The sequence below is a fragment of the Rhabdothermus arcticus genome (genome assembly GCF_055382915.1).
Genome location: NZ_AP043808.1, coordinates 1,166,254 through 1,181,300 on the forward strand (window position 1 = coordinate 1,166,254; position 15,047 = coordinate 1,181,300).

Sequence of the window (15,047 nt, forward strand, 5' to 3'; positions counted from 1 at the left end):
AGCCTACAATCTACCCATGGACACCAAGGGGTGGGTGCGCATGGCGGTGGAACGGCTGGGCTGGGCGACGAAGAAGGAGATCCAGCGCTGGCTCGACGAGGAGGGCGAGGCGCTCTCGCGGCGGGAGCTCGAGGACGCCCTCGCCGCCCTGGTCGCCGAGGGAGCGCTGGAGCAAAAGGGCGACCTCTACCGCAGGGCCACCCCCAGGGGCGCCCGCGAGGCCTTCGAGAACCTCTTCGGGGATTAAAAAAGGCCGCCCGCGGGCGGCCTCGTTGCTTCGTCACAGCTTAGCCCTCGGCCTCCGCCGACTCCTCCAGGCCCAGCTCCTTCAGGAGATCGCCGTAGAGGTCGCCGAGCTTGACCGAGGCGGTGGAGGGGCTGGCCACCGAGGCGTCGTACTGCTGGTAGGCCGCGGCCACCCCCACCTCCGCGGGACGCGGCCGGCGGTCGCGGGGGCCCTTCCCCTTGCCCTTGGCCTTGGGGCGGCCCTTGGGCCGGGCGTGGGAACGCCGCTCCTCGGTGGGGACCGGGGGCTCGAGGAGACGCTTCCGCGAGAGCGAGATGCGCTGCTCCGCGGGGTCGATCTGGAGGATCACCGCCTCCACCTCGTCGCCCTCCTTGAAGAGCACCGCGGGGTTCTCCACCCGCTGGTGGTCGAGCTCGCTGATGTGGATCAGGCCCTCGATCCCGGGCTCGATCTCGACGAAGACGCCAAAGGGGGTGATCCCGGTGACCTTGCCCTTGATCACCGTGCCCGGCGGGTACTTCTCGGGAAGCGCCTTCCAGGGGTCGGGCAAAAGCTGACGCAGCCCCAGGGAGAGCCGGCGCGCCTCGGGATCGATCTTCAGGACCTGCGCCTCGACCTCCTCGCCCTCCTTGACCACCTCTGAGGGGTGCTTGGGGCGCTTGGTCCAGCTCATCTCGGTGATGTGGATCAGGCCCTCGAGCCCCGGCTCGATCTCGACGAACGCGCCGAAGGGCGTGAGGCCCACGACCTTGCCCCGGACCTTGTCGCCGACCTGGTACTTCTCGCTGACGACCTCCCAGGGGTTCGGGGTCGCGGCCTTGATCGAGAGGTTGACCCGCTCCCGGTCGACGTCCACCGAGACCACCTTGGCCTTGACCTGATCGCCGACCTGGACGACCTCACGGGGATGGTTGAACCGGCCCCAGGAGAGCTCGGTGCGGTGGACCAGCCCGTCCACCGGCCCGAGGTTGACGAAGGCGCCGAAGTCGGTGACCTCGACCACCTTGCCCTCGACCTCCTGGCCGGGCTCCAAGGACTCCAGCACGCGCCGCCGCTTCTCCTTCTCCTCTTCCTCCAGGAGTACGCGGCGGGAAAGGATGATCCGGCCCTTCTTGCGGTTGAGCTCGATGATCTTGGCCTGGATGGGCTGGCCGACGAAGGCGTCGAGGTCGACGTTCTTCTTCAGATCCACCTGGGACGCCGGGAGGAACGCCCGCTGGCCCTCGATGTAGGCGACCAGGCCACCCTTGACGCGCTCGGTGGGGACGACCTCGAGGGGCTCGCCCTTCTCGAAGCGCTCGGCGATCTTCTTCCAGGCCTTGTCCGCCTCGGCGCGCTTCTTCGAGAGGATGATCTGGCCCTCGTCGGGGTCCACGCGCAGCACGTACACCTCGACCTCGTCACCGGGCTTGAGGAGGGTCTTGAGCTCCTCCTCGCTCAGCGGCTCGTTGGTGAGCTGCGCGAAGGGGATGATCCCCTCGACCTTGGTGCCGACGTCAACGGCCACGCCCTCGTTCCCCACGAAGACGACGCGCCCCTTGACGATCTGCCCCTTCCGGATCTCCTTTGCCATCCGCCCCTCGGCCTCGGCCAGCGCCGCCTCCATGTCCATCTTGGGGGCCTCGCTCGCCTCGGGCTTTTGGGGAGTTTCGGTTCCGGCCGTTTCGGCCGGCAGCTGGGTCTTTTGGTCTTCCATCCGCCTGTTTCCTCCTTGCGCCGCGAAAAAGAAAGCGGGTCGTCCCGCCTTCGGCCTACCGCGTTGCGGCGTTGGTTTTCGCGGCGATCTGCCCCGTGGGCATACCCTCCCACGTTAGCACAGGAAATCCCGCCCTGTAAAGGCCCGACCGCGAAGCCAGCGCGTGCCCCCCTCGACCAGCGCCCAGACGAGCAGGGCCAGGCCGGAGACCAGCCCCCAGCCCGCCGCGCCCGAGAGCCCGGCCTGGAAGCCCCGGGCACCGCCGCGAGGTGCAGGAAGGGGTTCGGACACGGCACCGGGCGGACAGCGTAGACCCAAAAGGGCTGCGTCACCGCGAGGCAGTGGAAGGTGAGCGTGCGGGCGGCCTCGCTGCCCCGGACCGGATCGAGGCCAAAGAAGAGCCCCAGCGCGAGGGCCGGGGGCCGTCGGTGACCAGGTCGAGCCAGAGGCTCTGAACCGCGCCGAGCGGTGACCGGATCCCCCCATCGGCCCTGGGGAGCCCGAAGCGCACCGCCAAGCTGACGCAGAGGACCTCGGCCAGGTTGGTGAAAAAGGGGAAGCGCGAAAACTTCTGGATGTTCTCGAAGATGTTGCGGCCCTCTTCGCGGCGACGATGGTGGCGAAGTCGTCGTCGAGGAGCACAAAGCCGAGAAAGCAAGGCCCCGTCTCCCACTCACCCCAGGCCAGGACCCGGTGGCCCGCTTCGGCGTAGGCCTCGGCCTGCGCCAAGAGCGCCCGCGTTTCGACCTCCGGGGAAGGGGCCACGAGCCGCGCGACGGTCATCCGCCCCTCGGTCAGGGTGCCGGTCTTGTCGGCACACCCCGAGCGCGGGGTTCAAGAGCAGGATGGCCGGGATCGCCCCGGCCTCGAGCGGCGGCCGGGCAAACCCCTCGATAGGGCCCAGGAGAAAAGCGCCGGGGGCGGGACGTAGACGAGGAGGTTTTGGAACCAACGCAAAGAAACTTTGAACAAAGGCTCCGGCGGGGCTTCCAGCAAAGGGTTGGGGCCAGACGTCTCGCGGCTTCTCCGCTGGTCGACCCACGCACACGGCCAGCATAGTTTCGGGTAGCATGGGGCATGCTTAGCGAAAAGCTTGCCGAGGCCCTCGAGGCCCAGATCGGTCACGAGCTCAGCGCCCACAACCACTACCTGGCGATCGCGGTCTACTTCGAGGGGCAGTCGCTGGACGGCTGGGCCGGCTTCTTCTTCGCCCAGGCCGAGGAGGAGCACGGCCACGCGATGAAGCTCCTGCGGTTCTTGCTGGACAACGGCCACACCCCCGGCATCCCCGAGGTCCGCGCCCAACGGCCCGACTTCGAGAGCGCCCTGGCCGCGGTGGAGGGTGCCCTCGCCGCCGAGCGTGCGGTGACCGCCCAGTTCGAGCGGATGATGGCGCTGGCCCTCGAGGGCCGCGACTTCCGCGCCCTGCCCCTGATCGAGTGGTTTCTAAACGAGCAGATCGAGGAGGAGGCGACGATGCAAAAGCTCGTGGACCTCGCCGCCTCCGGGATCAACCTCTTCCAGGCCCAAGGCCTGCTGCCGAAGCGCGAAGAGGCCTAGACCCGCTCCCACTTGGAGACCGCGAGCGCCTGCAGGACGACCCGCTTCCCCGACTCGTCGACGAGGTCGTAGTAGGTGTCCAGCATGCCGTTGTCGTAATCGTCGTAGACCCGAACGCCGTACACCAGGTAGTAGCGCCCGGACTGGGGATCGCGCAGGCGATCCCCGGGGCGCAGCTCCACCGCCCGGTCTTTTAAGGCCCGCTCCATGTCCGGCATTCTAGCCCGAAACCCGGGCCCGCGCCGCGTCCAGGGCCGCGAGCGGGAGCACCCCCTGGTAGCGCCCGCCCTTCCCCCCGCCCCGGGCCCCGAGCGCCTGGAGCTCGGCGAACCCGGCGGCGTCGCCGAGGTAGACGAAGCGGGCGTTCGGGGGCGTGGGAGCGAAGAGCAACGCCGGCCGCACCCCGCGCTCAGACAGGCGCCGCGCGGCCTCGTCGAGGACCTCGACGGGGACCTCGAGGACCGCCGGGGCCCGCACCCCCTCGGTGAGGCGGTCGGCGAGCAGGCGGCGCAGCCGCTCGGCCTCCCCCCGGGCCTCGAAGCGCTCGGCCTCGAGCTTGTCCACCCGGGACGGGACCTCGAGCGGCCGGGAGGAGAACCGCGCCGCCAGCTCGCTCAGGGCGGCGTGCTTTTTCGCGTAGTCCTCGAGCGCCTCCCAGCCGGCCACGGCGTAGACCCGGGTGGTCCCCTTCTTCCAGCGCTCGAACCCCAGGACCTTGATCGGCCCCGCCTCGGCGGTGCTGCGCAGGTGGGTGCCGCCGCAAGGCGCCAGGTCCCAGGCCTCGATCTCCACCACCCGGATCGTCCCCCGCGCCTTGGGCATGCGCCGGAGCGGCAGCAGGGGGACCCGGGCCTCCTCGACGAAGCTGGCCCGGATCGGCAGGTTGGCGTAGACCGCCCAGTTGGCCAGCGCCTCGGCCTCGCGGATCACCCCCTCGTCCGGGGGCAGGTCGAAGTCGATGGTGAAGGTCGGCCCCTTGAGGCTCACCGAGACCGTGTTCCAGCGCCCCGCCCGCAAAAAGGCCTGGGAGAGGATGTGCTGGGCGGTGTGGCGCTGCATGTGCCGGTAGCGCCGGGGCCAGTCGATCTTGCCCCGCACCCGGGCGCCGCGGGAAAGGGGGCGCTCGAGGCGGTGAAGGATGCGCCCGGTGTGCTTTTCCTCCTCGATGACCTCGAGCACCCGGACCCCGTTCAGGGTCCCGGTGTCGTGGGGCTGGCCGCCGGCGGTGGGGTAGAAGAGGGTCGCGTCCAGCGCGACCCAGACCGCGCCGTCCTTCTCGAAGACGTCCACGACCTCGGCCTCGAACTCGGTCGCGTAGGGGTCCTCCCAGTAAAGCCGCTTCACGCGCCCAGTCTAAGCGCCGCCTCACCCCGTTGCGTCAGCCGCCAGGCCTCGAGGGGAGGCGCGGCCTCCCCGGCCACCGGGCAGAGGCGCTTCAAGCTGCAACGGCCGCAGGCGGTGCCGCAGGTCGGGCTTTCGTCGTAGGCCCGGCCGACGTAGCCCCGGGCCTCGAGCTGGCGCAGCATCAAGGCCACCGTCTCCGGCGCGACCCCGAGCTCGCGTGCCAGCGCGTCGAGGGTCCGCGGGGTCCTGAGGAGGGCGAGGAGCGTTCGGGTCATCCCTTGAAGACCTGGTGGGCGAGCCAGGCCAGCACGTAGGCGACGGTGAGCTGGTAGGCCACGCTGATCGCCGCCCAACGCCGGCCGAACTCCTGGCGGATCGCCGCCAACGTGGCCACGCAGGGGGTGTAGAGCAAGACGAAGACCAGGTAGCCGAGGGCCCCCGCGGGGTCGAGCGCGCGGCCGAGCGCTCCTTGCAGCGCGGTCGGGGCCTCGCTCGCGGGCACCAGCTGAGGGGCGCCAAAGAGCGCCACCAGACCGGAGAAGGTCTGCACCAGCGCACCCCAGAAGGCGAAGAGGAGCTGCCGCGAGCCTTCCAAGAGACCCAGCGCGCTGGCCGGCTCGGCGCCGATGAAGCTCACCCCGAGCGCCCCCACCACCACCTCCTTGGCGATGAAGCCGGGGATCAGCGCCCCGACGACGCGCCAGTCGACGAAGCCCAGGGGGGCAAAGAGCGGCGCGAGCGCCTGGGCCACCCGGGCGTAGAGGCTTCCCTCGATCGGGCCCGGAGGCAGGTGCAAGAGCATCCAGATGAAGACCACCGCGATCAAGATCGGCCCCCCCGCGCCCTGGACGAAGCTCAGGGTGCGCACCTTGGCCTGCAGCCAGAGCACCCTGAGGGGCGGCCAGCGGTAGGGCGGGAGCTCCATCGCCCCGCTCGAGGCCTCGGCCCGGGTCAGCCGCCCCAGCAACCAGGCGGTGAACACCCCGACGACGAGGCCCAGAAGGTAGAGGCCGAAGACCACCATCGCCGCGTTCTTGGGGAAGAAGACCGCGGCGAAGAGGGTGAAGACCGGCAGCCGGGCGCTGCAGGCCATGAAGGGGATCGCAAGCCCGGTGCGCAGGCGGTCGGCGAAGGACTCCAGGGTACGGGTGGCGTAGATCGCCGGCACGTTGCAGCCAAAGCCCAACACCATGGGGATGAAGGCCCGGCCGGGGAGGCCCGCCGTGGCCATCAGGCGGTCGGCAATGAAGGCCGAGCGGGCCAAAAAGCCGCTGGCCTCCATGAAGCCCATCGCCAGGTAGAGGAAGAAGAGGACCGGGGTGAAGGCCAGGACCGTCCCCACCCCGGCGACCAGGGCGTCGGCGAGGAAGGAGTGGACCACGCCGGGCAAGGGCAGGGCCCGGATCCAGCCCGAGAGCACCTCCTGCACCGTGCCGATGAAGTCCACCCAGGGCGCGGAGAGGAGGAAGGTGAAGCGGAAGACGAGGAGCATCCCGAAGAGGAAGAGGACCGGCCCGAGAAGGGGGTGGAGCACGAAGCGGTCGAGCTTCTCGGTCAACGTGGGGCGGGGGTTGTGTCCGAGCAGGGCCTCCTGGAAAAGCTCCCGGGCACGGGCGAAGCGGGCCCCGCTGATCTCCAGGAAGGGGTCCAGCCCGATCGCCTCAAGCGCCTTCCTCTGCCGCTCGGCCTCGGCCCTGGCGGCCTCGAAGCCGGCGAGGTCCTCGCCGGCGAGGAGCGCGGTCGCGATCCAGCGCGCCGCGGGGTGGGTGATGTGGCGCGCGACCTCGAGGATCGCCCGCTCCAGCGCCGGCGGGTAGCGCACCGCGGGGGCCGGGGTGCGGGGGGCGAGGAGGGCGTCCAAGAGCGCCTCCCGGCCCTCGCCGCGGCTGGCCACGGTGGGCACGACCGGCACCCCCAAGGCGGCGGCAAGCCGCTCCGGGTCCAGGCGGTAGCCCTTCTCCTCGGCTTCGTCGAGGAGGTTCAGCGCCACCACCATCGGCAGCCCCAGCTCGCTGGCCTCGAGCGCCAGGGGCAGGCTGCGCTCGAGGTTCCCCGCGTCCAGCACCACCAGGAGGACGTCGGGGGGACGACCGAGGAGCTCGTCCCGGGTGATCCGCTCCTCCGGGGTGGTGGCCAGGAGGCTGTAGGCGCCGGGAAGGTCGACGAAGACCAGCTCTCGCCCGCGGTAAAAGCGCTGGGCCTCGAGCCGCTCCACCGTCGTCCCCGGCCAGTTGCCGACCTGGAGCGCGCTCCCCGCCAGGGCGTTGATCAGGCTGGTCTTCCCGGTGTTCGGGTTACCGAGCAGCGCGACGCGAACGAGCCGCTCCTTTGGCGGCATCTTCAAGACGGTGGCGGTGTCGCAGCGCGGGCAGCCCATCAGCGGTCGATCAGCACCTGCTCGGCCTCGCGGCGCCTCAAGGCGATGAAGCTCTCCCCCACCTGAATCTCCAGGGGATCGCCGAGCGGCGCCCGCCGGAGCAGGCGCACCCGAGCCCCGGGGCGGATCCCCAGCGCGAAGAGCCGCCGCAGGGTGCGGCCCGGGCTGGCGAGCCGGGCCACCGCTCCTTCCTCGCCGACGTGGAGTTCGCTTAGACGCCGCATCTCGCCTTCGATTCTAGGTCCGGGGCATAATCCCGTCAATACCGCTCGGTTTTTATGTGTTTTCAAAATGATTATGGCTGCCATGAACGACCCCCTGCCGCGACGCGCGCCGCGGCAGGGGGACCTTGGAGGCTCAGAAGCTAACGTCCAGCCCCAGCCGTAGCTGGCTGTTCTCCCGCCAGGCCCCGAACTCGCTGTCCGGATCGCCAAAGAAGTAGGCGACCTGGGCCCAGCCCTCGACGCCGTCGGCGAAGGTGTAGCGCAGGGCAGGGCGGATCAGGCCCGAGCCGTCGCTGAGGTTCAAGAGCGCCGCCCCCTCGAAGGTGGTGCGCTCGTCGAGCTCGTGGCGCAGAAGGCCGCCCAGGCGATGGGTCCAGGCATTCTTCCCGCGCAGGTCATAGAGCAGGGTGGCGGTGGGGCCGTCGGGGAAGGTGTACTCGAGCTCGAGCACCCCTTCCGCGGAGGCCCCGGGGCGCACCGCGGTCAGGGGATCCGCCGGGTCCGGCCCGGGCAGGGCCAGGTAGGCCCCCTCGCCGCGCAGGATCAGCCCTTCGGCCAGGTCGGGAATGGAGAAGACCAGGGCGAAGTCCCCGCCGACGACCAGCTCGCGGGGGTGGGCGAGGACCAACCGGTAGGGCCCGTTTTGGGGGTTGGCATCGTCGTCCCGGTCCGCGAGGTAGACGAGCCGATCCGGGAGGGGGAAGGGCGCGAAGGTGTAGATCGCGCTAACGCCCAGGTCCAGCCCCTCCAAGACGTCCAGGCTGGTCGTCGCGCGCAGGCCGACGACCGCGTTCTCAAGCCGCGGCTCGGGCTGCGTCTGGGCGAGCTCGATCACCCCCGGGGGCGGCGTCGTGGCCCGTGCCCAGGCCCCGGACGGAGGGGTCGAGGGGACGAAGACCGGCGCAAAGAGCGCGGTGACGGTGGTGACGTCGTCCGGGTAGGCGCTGAGCGCGAGCCCGAAGACCGGCTGTTTCAGGGCTTCGGGATCGGCCAGGGGATCGCTGAGGTCCTTGGGGTTGAAGGCGTCGAGCGGGGAGAAGAGGTCGGTGCGGCCGGTGGCCACCACGATCCGCCCGAACGTCAGGTCCAAAGCGTCGAGGTAGAGGGTGGCGCTGGCCTCCCCCAGGCGCACCCCCTGGGGCTCCGCGATGAGGGCCGCGTTGAACTCGGCGTCGTCCAGGGCGTAGCGGCCCTTCAGGGTGAAGCGGGTGTGGACCGCGTCCAGGCCGAGGTCCGACGCCCGCAGCCCGAACCCGCTCTCCAGCTTGCCCGACCAGGCGAGCTCCTGGGCCAGGCCGAGGCCCAGGACCAACACCAGCAACCAGCTTCCAAAGCGTTTCATCGTCACCTCCCTAGCGTTTCATGAAGCGCTCGGTGAAGACCGTGTCGGGGATCTCGACGTCGACCTCGAGCCCGGTCTGCAAGAGCTCGGTCTTGTGCCGGGTCTTGAGGTTGACCATCAAGAGCCGGGTGGGCAGCTCGTACTTGCCGCCGGCGAAGGCCTGATAGTCGGAGAGGGTCATCTCCTTGAGCTTCTTCTGACGCTGATAGAAGACCACCTTCAAGGGGTGGAACTTCTCCTTCCAGACCCAGATCACGAGCTTGTCGTAGATCGTGTCCACCCCCGGCTTGGGCACCGCCTCGACGACGTAGACCGGCTTGCCGTCCAGGGTGTCCTCGCCGAGGAGGGTGTTCTTGTAATCCTCGGTCTTGAGCGCCCCGAGCTTGCTGATGTCCTCGTAGGTGAAGTCCGAGCCCATGAAGGCGCCCTTCTTCTGGCTCGCGGAGATGCGGCGGACGCGCTTGAGGGCGGGGAGGTAGAGCTTCATCTCCTCCCGGTCTCCCTTGCGAACGACGAGGAAGGCGGTCCCCTTGACGTCCGCAGGGGCCAGGAACTTGATCAGCATCTTCTCCTCCTCGCCGGCCTTCTTCTGCCAGAGCTCGAGCTTCCGGGTCAGGACCTTGCCCGACTTGTTGATGAGCCGCATCTCCATCACGCCGTGCAGGGTCTTCGGCGTGGGATGAGCCTCGACCCGACGCATCACCTCGTCGCCGCTGATCGCCAGGGCCAAGCCCAGCGCCAGTACCGTCACGATGCCCAACCAACCTTGCTTACCCATGACCAACCTCCTTTCCGTAGCGACGCACCCAGAGCAAGAGCGCCGCAGGCAGCACGGTGAGCGCAAAGAGCGCGGTGGCGCTCACCGTAAACCCCATGAGCTTGGCGAAGGTCTGGATCGGGGCGAAGCCCGACAACAAGAGCGCCATGAAGCCGCCGCCGATCGCCAGCGCGGTGAAGAAGACCGCCCGCCCGGAGACGAAGAGGCTGGTGGTGGCCGCGGCCTCCGGGGCCTCGCCCTTGCGCAGCTCCTCGAGGTAGCGCACGATGATGTGCACCGAGTAGTCGCCGACGCCAATCGCGATCGCCGCGATCAGCGCGGTTGCGGTGTCCAGGGGCAGGCCCAGCGCCCCCATCAGGCCGAACTGGCCGGCAATCGTCAGGCCGAGGGGCAGCACGCTGATCCCCCCCACCCGCAGCGAGCGCAGCAACAGGGCGTTGAAGAAGGCCACCAGGATCAGGGCCAGGATCAAAGAGACGTACTGGTCGTGGAGGATGAGGCGCATGACCTCGAGCATCAGCACCGTGGTCCCGGTGAACGCGACCGCCTCCGCGTGGGGGCCGATCGTCTCCTTGGCCATCGCGGTGAGGCGGTCGGTAAGGGCCTTCATCCGGGTCGAGGGGAGGCTCTTGACCTGGATCTGGATCTGGGCGGCGCTGGCGTCCTCGGTGATGAACTGAGCGAGGTCCTCGGGATCGCCGGAGAACTGGTAGAGCAAGAGCTCCTGGGCGATCCCCTCCTCGGTGTCGGGGAACCCGTAGGTCCCGGTCAGGGCCTTGTGCAGCTCGCGCAGGATGTCCGCGATCGAGATCGCGCTACCGACCTCGGGAAGCCCCTTCGCGGCTTCCTCGAAGGCGTAGATCGCCCGTATCAGCTCGGGGTCCTTGAGGTTGCCCCGCACCACCACGTTGAGCGTGTCGGTACCGCCGAAGACGCGGTCGATCAGCTCGGTCGCCACCCGGGGCGGGGCGTCCTTTGGGAAGTAGGCGATGAAGCTGGTCTCGACCTGAACCCGGGTGGCGAAGAAGACCATCAAGAGGAAGAAGGCCAGCGCGACGAGCAACACCTCCCGCCGCCGCGCCTTGACGAAGGCGGCCAGGGCCAGCATCGCCCGGCTGATCGGATCCGGGCGCTCGGGATCCATCACCCGCCGGGGGTTTCGCAAGAGCGCCAGCACCGCCGGGGCCAAGAGCGTCGCCGCGAGGAAGGCGACGAACACCCCGAACGCCGCCAGCACGCCGAAGAACTTGATCTGGGGGATGCTCGAGGTGTAGAGCGCGGCGAGCCCCGCGCCCGCGGCGAGCGCGCTGACCAGCACCCCGAGGCCGGTTTCCCGCACCGCCAAGGCGATCGCCTTCTGACGGGCCTCGCCGTGGGCCAGCTCGTGATAGAAGCGGTTCAGGATGTGCAGGGTGAACGAGCTCCCCACCGCCAGCACGACCACCGGGAGGATCGAGCTAATCGTGCCCAGCTTGAACCCCAACCAGCCACCGAGCCCCAGCGCCCAGATCAAGGCCACGCTCACGGTCAACAGCGGGAGGAAGACCCCGCGCCCGCTTTTGAAGTTGAAATAGAGAACGAGACCGATGATCAACGCCGCGAGCAGCATCTGCCGGGGCAGGTCCCGCTGCAGGGTGTCCAGGATGTAGCCGGAGAGCGCCGGGGTGCCGGCGAGGTAGACCGGGCCGTCCCAGTGGGCCTTGAGGGTCTTGAGGATCGCCCGGTTCAGGGCGCGCATGTCGCTCTTGGGGTCGACCTCGAGGATCACCGCCGCGTAGCGCCCGTCGCGGCTCACCAGCCGCCCCCCGTAAAGGGGATGGGCGTCGACGTAGGCGCGAATCTCGGGAATCACCTCGGGGGTCAGGTCCTCGGGGAGGAGGTCCTCGATCACCAGATCCCCGGCCACCTCCTCCATGCGCTTGGCGTTGGCCAGGCTGGTGACCCGGTTGACCCCCTCGATTTCGCTGAGGGCGTCGTTCAACGCGCGCAAAGCCTTCAGGTGGGGAACGGTCCAGACCTCGCCCTCGAGCGCGGCGAAGGCCACGTCGCCCCCGCCGAAGGTCTCGCGTACCTCGTCCAGCAGGCGCTTCGCCGGAAGGTCCGGGGGCACGAAGGACTCCGGCGAGTTGTCGAAGGCCAGGTGACGCATCCCCGCGCCCAGCCCCAGGGTGAGCGCCAAGAAGACCAGGATCACCTGCCAGGGGTGGCGCGTGGCGTAGCGGCTCAGCGGTTCCATACCAAGCCCTACCCTAGAGCAGGGTTTACACTTTGTCAATAAACTTATCGCGTTGACAAAAGTTCGCTATAATGGAGCCGATGACGACGGCCCGCCAAGCCGCCCGCCGCCAGCGCCGCGAGGAGGAGATCCTCGAGGCCGCGATGCGGGTCTTCGAGGCCAAAGGCTACCCCAAGGCAACGATGGAGGAGATCGCCGAGGCCGCCCTCCTCTCCCGGGTCGCCCTCTACAACTACTTCAAGGACAAGGAGGCGATCCTCAAGGCGCTGATCGAGCAGAAGATCGAGGCCTTGAAGGCCCGGCTCGAGGCCGTCCCCCTCGGGGACTACGCGACGACGATCGAGGCCCTAGCCGAGGCCGGGGTGGCCTTCCAAAAGGAGAACCGGGGCTTTTTCCGCGCCCTCTACACCGCCACCGGCCTGCCCGGCCTGCTGCGCGACGAGCGGCTGCGGGAGAAAAAGCGCGCCCTGGTGAAGGCCGTGGCCCGGGCCATCGCCCACGGCCAGACCCGGGGCCAGGCCAAGGCCGGCGCGCCCGAGGCGCTCGCCGAGTACTTTTTGAACCTGCTCTTCTCGGTCACCGTGCGCGACTTCTTCGAGCCGGAGACCACCGGGGCCGAGGACGCCCGGCCGATCGCCGAGCTCTTCCTCCACGGCACCGCCCGGTAGAGTGGGGGCATGCAGCTCGGCTTCTCCCCCTGCCCCAACGACACCTTCATCTTCTACGCCCTGGTGCACGGGAAGGTCCCCTACCCCGAGCCCGTCCAGCCGGTCCTCGCCGACATCGAGACCCTCAACGCCTGGGCCAAGGCCGGCCGCCTGCCGGCGACCAAGCTCAGCTACGCGGCCTTCGCTCGCGTCCGCGACCGCTACCTGGCGCTGGAGAGCGGGGGCGCCCTGGGCCGGGGGGTGGGGCCGCTGGTGGTGGCCAAGAAGCCGCGCCCCTTCGCCGGTGCCCGGGTCGCCCACCCCGGGGAGGAGACCACCGCCTTCACGCTCTTCCGCCTCTTCATGGGGGAGCGGTCCTTCACCCCGGTTCCCATGGTCTACAGCGAGATCATGCCCGCGGTGGCCCGCGGTGAGGTGGACCTCGGGCTGATCATCCACGAGTCCCGCTTCGTCTATCCCCGCCACGGGCTGACCCGGCTCTTGGACCTCGGCACGTGGTGGGAGGAGACGACCGGCCTGCCCCTGCCCCTGGGCCTGATCGCGGTTCGCAGGGACCTCGATCCGGCCCGGGCCAGGACCCTCGACGACGCGGTACGGGCCAGCCTGGCCTACGCCAGGGCCCACCCGGAGGCGGCCTGGCCCTACATCAAGGCCCACGCCCAAGAGCTCGAGGACGCGGTCATCCAGGCCCACATTGAGACCTACGTCAACGACTTCTCCCTGGGCTTGGGGGACGAGGGGGTGCGCGCGGTCGAGGCGCTCTTTTCCCGAATGCAAAAGGCAGGCCTGGCCCCGGTCAGCGACGCCCCCTGGCGGGTGGGCGCCCGCGCATAATAGGAGCGATGGCACCGGGCGAGGCGTGGGACCTCTTCGAGGCCAAACGGGCCCGCCGGGGGCGGTTGATCTTCCGCGCCAGCGAGCCCGCGGACCGGGTCTTCTGGCTCGATGAGGGCTGGGTCCGCCTCTTCGCCCTCGACGACGCCGACCGCGAGCACACCCTGGACATCGTCGAACCCGGCCACCCGTTCGGCGAGCTGGCGCTGAAGAAGTTCCGCCGCCACGTCCCCGCCTATGGCCTCTACGCCGAGGCCCTGACCCCGGCGCGCTACCGGGTGGCCCCGGCCCGGGCCGTGCGCCAAGCCCTAGCCGAGGATCCAAAGACCGCGGCGTGGTGGGCCCAGGCGCTCGCCCAGCGGCTTTCCCGCAGTCAGGCCCGGCTGCGGGCCCTGCGCTACGAGGACGTCCCCCAGCGGCTCTACGCGCTCCTCTACGCGCTGATGGAGGAAGGCCCGGCCGGGCTCGAGGTGCGTCTTTCCCACAACGACCTGGCCCGCATCGTGGGCAGCAGCCGGGAGACCGTGACCCGTCTGCTCGGGGCGCTGGCCCTGGAGGAGGTGCTCGAGCTCGGCTACCGGCGCATCGTGGTGCAAAAGCCCAACGAGCTGAAGCGGAGACTGGGGCGATGAGGTGGGGCGTTGGCCTCCTCTTCCTCCTCACCCTGGCTCTGGCCGGGCCCGAGGTGCGGGTCAAGCTCGCGACCGGCCCGGCCTTTACGGTCACCCTGGAGGGCCCGCACCGCGTCTTTGGCCCCTACGGCCAGCTCGGCGCCCTGAACCACGAAGCGACCTACCGCCTGACCTACGAAGACGGCGCCCTCTACCTCGACGGCCGGCGCCAGCCCACCCCCCTCTCCCTGGTGCCCCAGCAGGGGGCGTTTCGCGTCCTGGGCCGCCGCTACCCGGGGTTCTTACGGGTCCTCGTGCGCGATCAGCAGCTCTGGCTGATCAACGTGGTGGACCTCGAGGCCTACCTCCGCGGCGTCCTGCCCGGAGAGATGCCCGCGAGCTTTCCTCTTGAGGCGCTCAAGGCCCAGGCGGTCCTCGCGCGCACCTATGCCCTGGCCCACCTCAACCAGGACCCGGACTACGACCTCTGCGCCGACGCCAACTGCCAGGTCTACCTCGGGCTGGTGGCGGTCAACCCCCGCTACGAGGCCGCGATCGAGGCCACCAAAGGGCGCCTCCTGGCCTACCAGGGGCGGCCCGCGAAGGCCCTCTATCACGCCGACTCCGGCGGGCAGACCGCGGCTGCCCTCGAGGTCTGGGGACGGGCCTTCCCCTACCTCGTCAGCCGCCCCGATCCCTACACCAAAAAGCAGCCCTGGCGCCTGACCCCGAGCCCCGAGGCCATCGCCCGTGCGCTCAAGACCCAGGATCCCGGCCCGTTTCGCTTCGCCGTCCTTCAACGAAGCCCCTCCGGGCGGATCGCCGCCCTCAGCGTGACCGGGGCAAGCCTCCTTGCCCGCTTCGAAGGACCCGAGGCCACCCGCTTCTTGCGCGCCCTGGGCCTCCCCTCCACCCTGGCCTGGGTCGAGGGGGGGACGACGTTCGTCGGCCGCGGCGCCGGCCACGGGGTGGGCCTCTCCCAGTGGGGGGCCCGGGGGCTTGCCGAGCGGGGCTACACCTGGCGCGAGCTGCTCGGCCATTACTTCCCGGGCACCGAGATCGCGCCCTACGTGATTCAGGCCCGACGCTGATGACCCCTTGCTAAGCCTTGATGAGAGGGTATAGGCTGA

16 protein-coding genes are annotated in these 15,047 nt (G+C 69.8%); 6 read left to right on the forward strand and 10 right to left on the reverse strand.

Going from position 1 to position 15,047, the window contains the following annotated elements; genetic code table 11:
• The first annotated feature begins 16 nt into the window (after nucleotides 1–16).
• The gene (locus ACZ48Y_RS06090) at nucleotides 17–247 is read left to right on the forward strand and encodes a hypothetical protein (protein WP_464739602.1); all 231 of its coding nucleotides are present in this window, start codon (nucleotides 17–19) and stop codon (nucleotides 245–247) included.
• Between the two features lie 40 nt (nucleotides 248–287).
• Here the strand turns inward: ACZ48Y_RS06090 and ACZ48Y_RS06095 are convergent, their stop codons facing one another.
• Complete coding sequence (locus tag ACZ48Y_RS06095; protein ID WP_464739603.1) at nucleotides 288–1,943, reverse strand: 30S ribosomal protein S1; 1,656 nt, start codon at nucleotides 1,941–1,943, stop codon at nucleotides 288–290.
• A gap of 114 nt (nucleotides 1,944–2,057) precedes the next feature.
• Entirely contained in the window at nucleotides 2,058–2,234 is a 177-nt protein-coding gene (locus tag ACZ48Y_RS06100) for a hypothetical protein (protein WP_464739604.1), read from the reverse strand.
• Between the two features lie 786 nt (nucleotides 2,235–3,020).
• Between ACZ48Y_RS06100 and ACZ48Y_RS06105 the strand changes: the two genes are divergently transcribed.
• Nucleotides 3,021–3,503 carry a ferritin gene (locus ACZ48Y_RS06105; RefSeq protein ID WP_464739605.1) on the forward strand — a complete coding sequence of 161 codons (483 nt, stop codon included), beginning with the start codon at nucleotides 3,021–3,023 and terminating at the stop codon, nucleotides 3,501–3,503.
• On the opposite strand, the gene ACZ48Y_RS06110 is transcribed toward ACZ48Y_RS06105, so the two are convergent.
• From ACZ48Y_RS06110 to ACZ48Y_RS06145, 8 genes are all read right to left on the reverse strand, one after another.
• Entirely contained in the window at nucleotides 3,500–3,712 is a 213-nt protein-coding gene (locus tag ACZ48Y_RS06110) for a hypothetical protein (protein WP_464739606.1), read from the reverse strand. The two genes, ACZ48Y_RS06105 and ACZ48Y_RS06110, sit on opposite strands and share 4 nt — an antisense overlap.
• A 10-nt stretch (nucleotides 3,713–3,722) precedes the next feature.
• Nucleotides 3,723–4,847 carry an alanyl-tRNA editing protein gene (locus ACZ48Y_RS06115; RefSeq protein ID WP_464739607.1) on the reverse strand — a complete coding sequence of 375 codons (1,125 nt, stop codon included), beginning with the start codon at nucleotides 4,845–4,847 and terminating at the stop codon, nucleotides 3,723–3,725.
• Nucleotides 4,844–5,122 carry a DprA-like winged helix domain-containing protein gene (locus ACZ48Y_RS06120; protein WP_464739608.1) on the reverse strand — a complete coding sequence of 93 codons (279 nt, stop codon included), beginning with the start codon at nucleotides 5,120–5,122 and terminating at the stop codon, nucleotides 4,844–4,846. Before ACZ48Y_RS06120 ends, ACZ48Y_RS06115 begins: the two co-directional genes overlap by 4 nt.
• Nucleotides 5,119–7,185, reverse strand: coding sequence for a ferrous iron transport protein B (feoB, locus tag ACZ48Y_RS06125; RefSeq protein WP_464739609.1), 2,067 nt, complete (start codon nucleotides 7,183–7,185; stop codon nucleotides 5,119–5,121). The genes ACZ48Y_RS06120 and feoB overlap by 4 nt, the downstream gene beginning before the upstream one ends.
• A gap of 38 nt (nucleotides 7,186–7,223) precedes the next feature.
• On the reverse strand, nucleotides 7,224–7,448 hold the full coding sequence (locus ACZ48Y_RS06130) for a FeoA family protein (RefSeq protein WP_464739610.1): 225 nt from the start codon (nucleotides 7,446–7,448) through the stop codon (nucleotides 7,224–7,226).
• 133 nt (nucleotides 7,449–7,581) lie between these two features.
• Complete coding sequence (locus ACZ48Y_RS06135) at nucleotides 7,582–8,790, reverse strand: hypothetical protein (protein ID WP_464739611.1); 1,209 nt, start codon at nucleotides 8,788–8,790, stop codon at nucleotides 7,582–7,584.
• Between the two features lie 10 nt (nucleotides 8,791–8,800).
• Nucleotides 8,801–9,568 (reverse strand): outer membrane lipoprotein-sorting protein, encoded by a 768-nt coding sequence (locus ACZ48Y_RS06140; protein ID WP_464739612.1) that lies wholly within the window; start codon nucleotides 9,566–9,568, stop codon nucleotides 8,801–8,803.
• Nucleotides 9,561–11,804, reverse strand: coding sequence for an efflux RND transporter permease subunit (locus tag ACZ48Y_RS06145; RefSeq protein ID WP_464739613.1), 2,244 nt, complete (start codon nucleotides 11,802–11,804; stop codon nucleotides 9,561–9,563). The genes ACZ48Y_RS06140 and ACZ48Y_RS06145 overlap by 8 nt, the downstream gene beginning before the upstream one ends.
• Before the next feature lie 80 nt (nucleotides 11,805–11,884).
• Here ACZ48Y_RS06145 and ACZ48Y_RS06150 point away from each other — a divergent pair, with 80 nt between their 5' ends.
• From ACZ48Y_RS06150 to ACZ48Y_RS06165, 4 genes are read left to right on the forward strand one after another with little or no spacing between them, the layout of a single operon-like run.
• Entirely contained in the window at nucleotides 11,885–12,472 is a 588-nt protein-coding gene (locus ACZ48Y_RS06150; protein ID WP_464739614.1) for a TetR/AcrR family transcriptional regulator, read from the forward strand.
• A 9-nt stretch (nucleotides 12,473–12,481) separates the two neighbouring features.
• Nucleotides 12,482–13,306, forward strand: a complete 825-nt coding sequence (locus tag ACZ48Y_RS06155) for a 1,4-dihydroxy-6-naphthoate synthase (protein WP_464739615.1) — start codon at nucleotides 12,482–12,484, stop codon at nucleotides 13,304–13,306.
• Nucleotides 13,307–13,314: 8 nt separating this feature from the next.
• Entirely contained in the window at nucleotides 13,315–13,938 is a 624-nt protein-coding gene (locus tag ACZ48Y_RS06160; RefSeq protein ID WP_464739616.1) for a Crp/Fnr family transcriptional regulator, read from the forward strand.
• Nucleotides 13,935–15,008 carry a SpoIID/LytB domain-containing protein gene (locus tag ACZ48Y_RS06165; protein ID WP_464739617.1) on the forward strand — a complete coding sequence of 358 codons (1,074 nt, stop codon included), beginning with the start codon at nucleotides 13,935–13,937 and terminating at the stop codon, nucleotides 15,006–15,008. The genes ACZ48Y_RS06160 and ACZ48Y_RS06165 overlap by 4 nt, the downstream gene beginning before the upstream one ends.
• Nucleotides 15,009–15,047 lie beyond the last annotated feature (39 nt).

Excerpts from the sequence above, each read along its gene's own strand:
- ACZ48Y_RS06090 (WP_464739602.1), top strand. The coding sequence starts at position 17 with ATGGACACCAAGGGGTGGGTGCGCATGGCGGTGGAACGGCTGGGCTGG.
- ACZ48Y_RS06095 (WP_464739603.1), bottom strand. The coding sequence starts at position 1,943 with ATGGAAGACCAAAAGACCCAGCTGCCGGCCGAAACGGCCGGAACCGAA.
- ACZ48Y_RS06105 (WP_464739605.1), top strand. The coding sequence starts at position 3,021 with ATGCTTAGCGAAAAGCTTGCCGAGGCCCTCGAGGCCCAGATCGGTCAC.
- ACZ48Y_RS06110 (WP_464739606.1), bottom strand. The coding sequence starts at position 3,712 with ATGGAGCGGGCCTTAAAAGACCGGGCGGTGGAGCTGCGCCCCGGGGAT.
- ACZ48Y_RS06120 (WP_464739608.1), bottom strand. The coding sequence starts at position 5,122 with ATGACCCGAACGCTCCTCGCCCTCCTCAGGACCCCGCGGACCCTCGAC.
- feoB (WP_464739609.1), bottom strand. The coding sequence starts at position 7,185 with ATGCCGCCAAAGGAGCGGCTCGTTCGCGTCGCGCTGCTCGGTAACCCG.
- ACZ48Y_RS06130 (WP_464739610.1), bottom strand. The coding sequence starts at position 7,448 with ATGCGGCGTCTAAGCGAACTCCACGTCGGCGAGGAAGGAGCGGTGGCC.
- ACZ48Y_RS06135 (WP_464739611.1), bottom strand. The coding sequence starts at position 8,790 with ATGAAACGCTTTGGAAGCTGGTTGCTGGTGTTGGTCCTGGGCCTCGGC.
- ACZ48Y_RS06140 (WP_464739612.1), bottom strand. The coding sequence starts at position 9,568 with ATGGGTAAGCAAGGTTGGTTGGGCATCGTGACGGTACTGGCGCTGGGC.
- ACZ48Y_RS06145 (WP_464739613.1), bottom strand. The coding sequence starts at position 11,804 with ATGGAACCGCTGAGCCGCTACGCCACGCGCCACCCCTGGCAGGTGATC.
- ACZ48Y_RS06150 (WP_464739614.1), top strand. The coding sequence starts at position 11,885 with ATGACGACGGCCCGCCAAGCCGCCCGCCGCCAGCGCCGCGAGGAGGAG.
- ACZ48Y_RS06155 (WP_464739615.1), top strand. The coding sequence starts at position 12,482 with ATGCAGCTCGGCTTCTCCCCCTGCCCCAACGACACCTTCATCTTCTAC.
- ACZ48Y_RS06160 (WP_464739616.1), top strand. The coding sequence starts at position 13,315 with ATGGCACCGGGCGAGGCGTGGGACCTCTTCGAGGCCAAACGGGCCCGC.
- ACZ48Y_RS06165 (WP_464739617.1), top strand. The coding sequence starts at position 13,935 with ATGAGGTGGGGCGTTGGCCTCCTCTTCCTCCTCACCCTGGCTCTGGCC.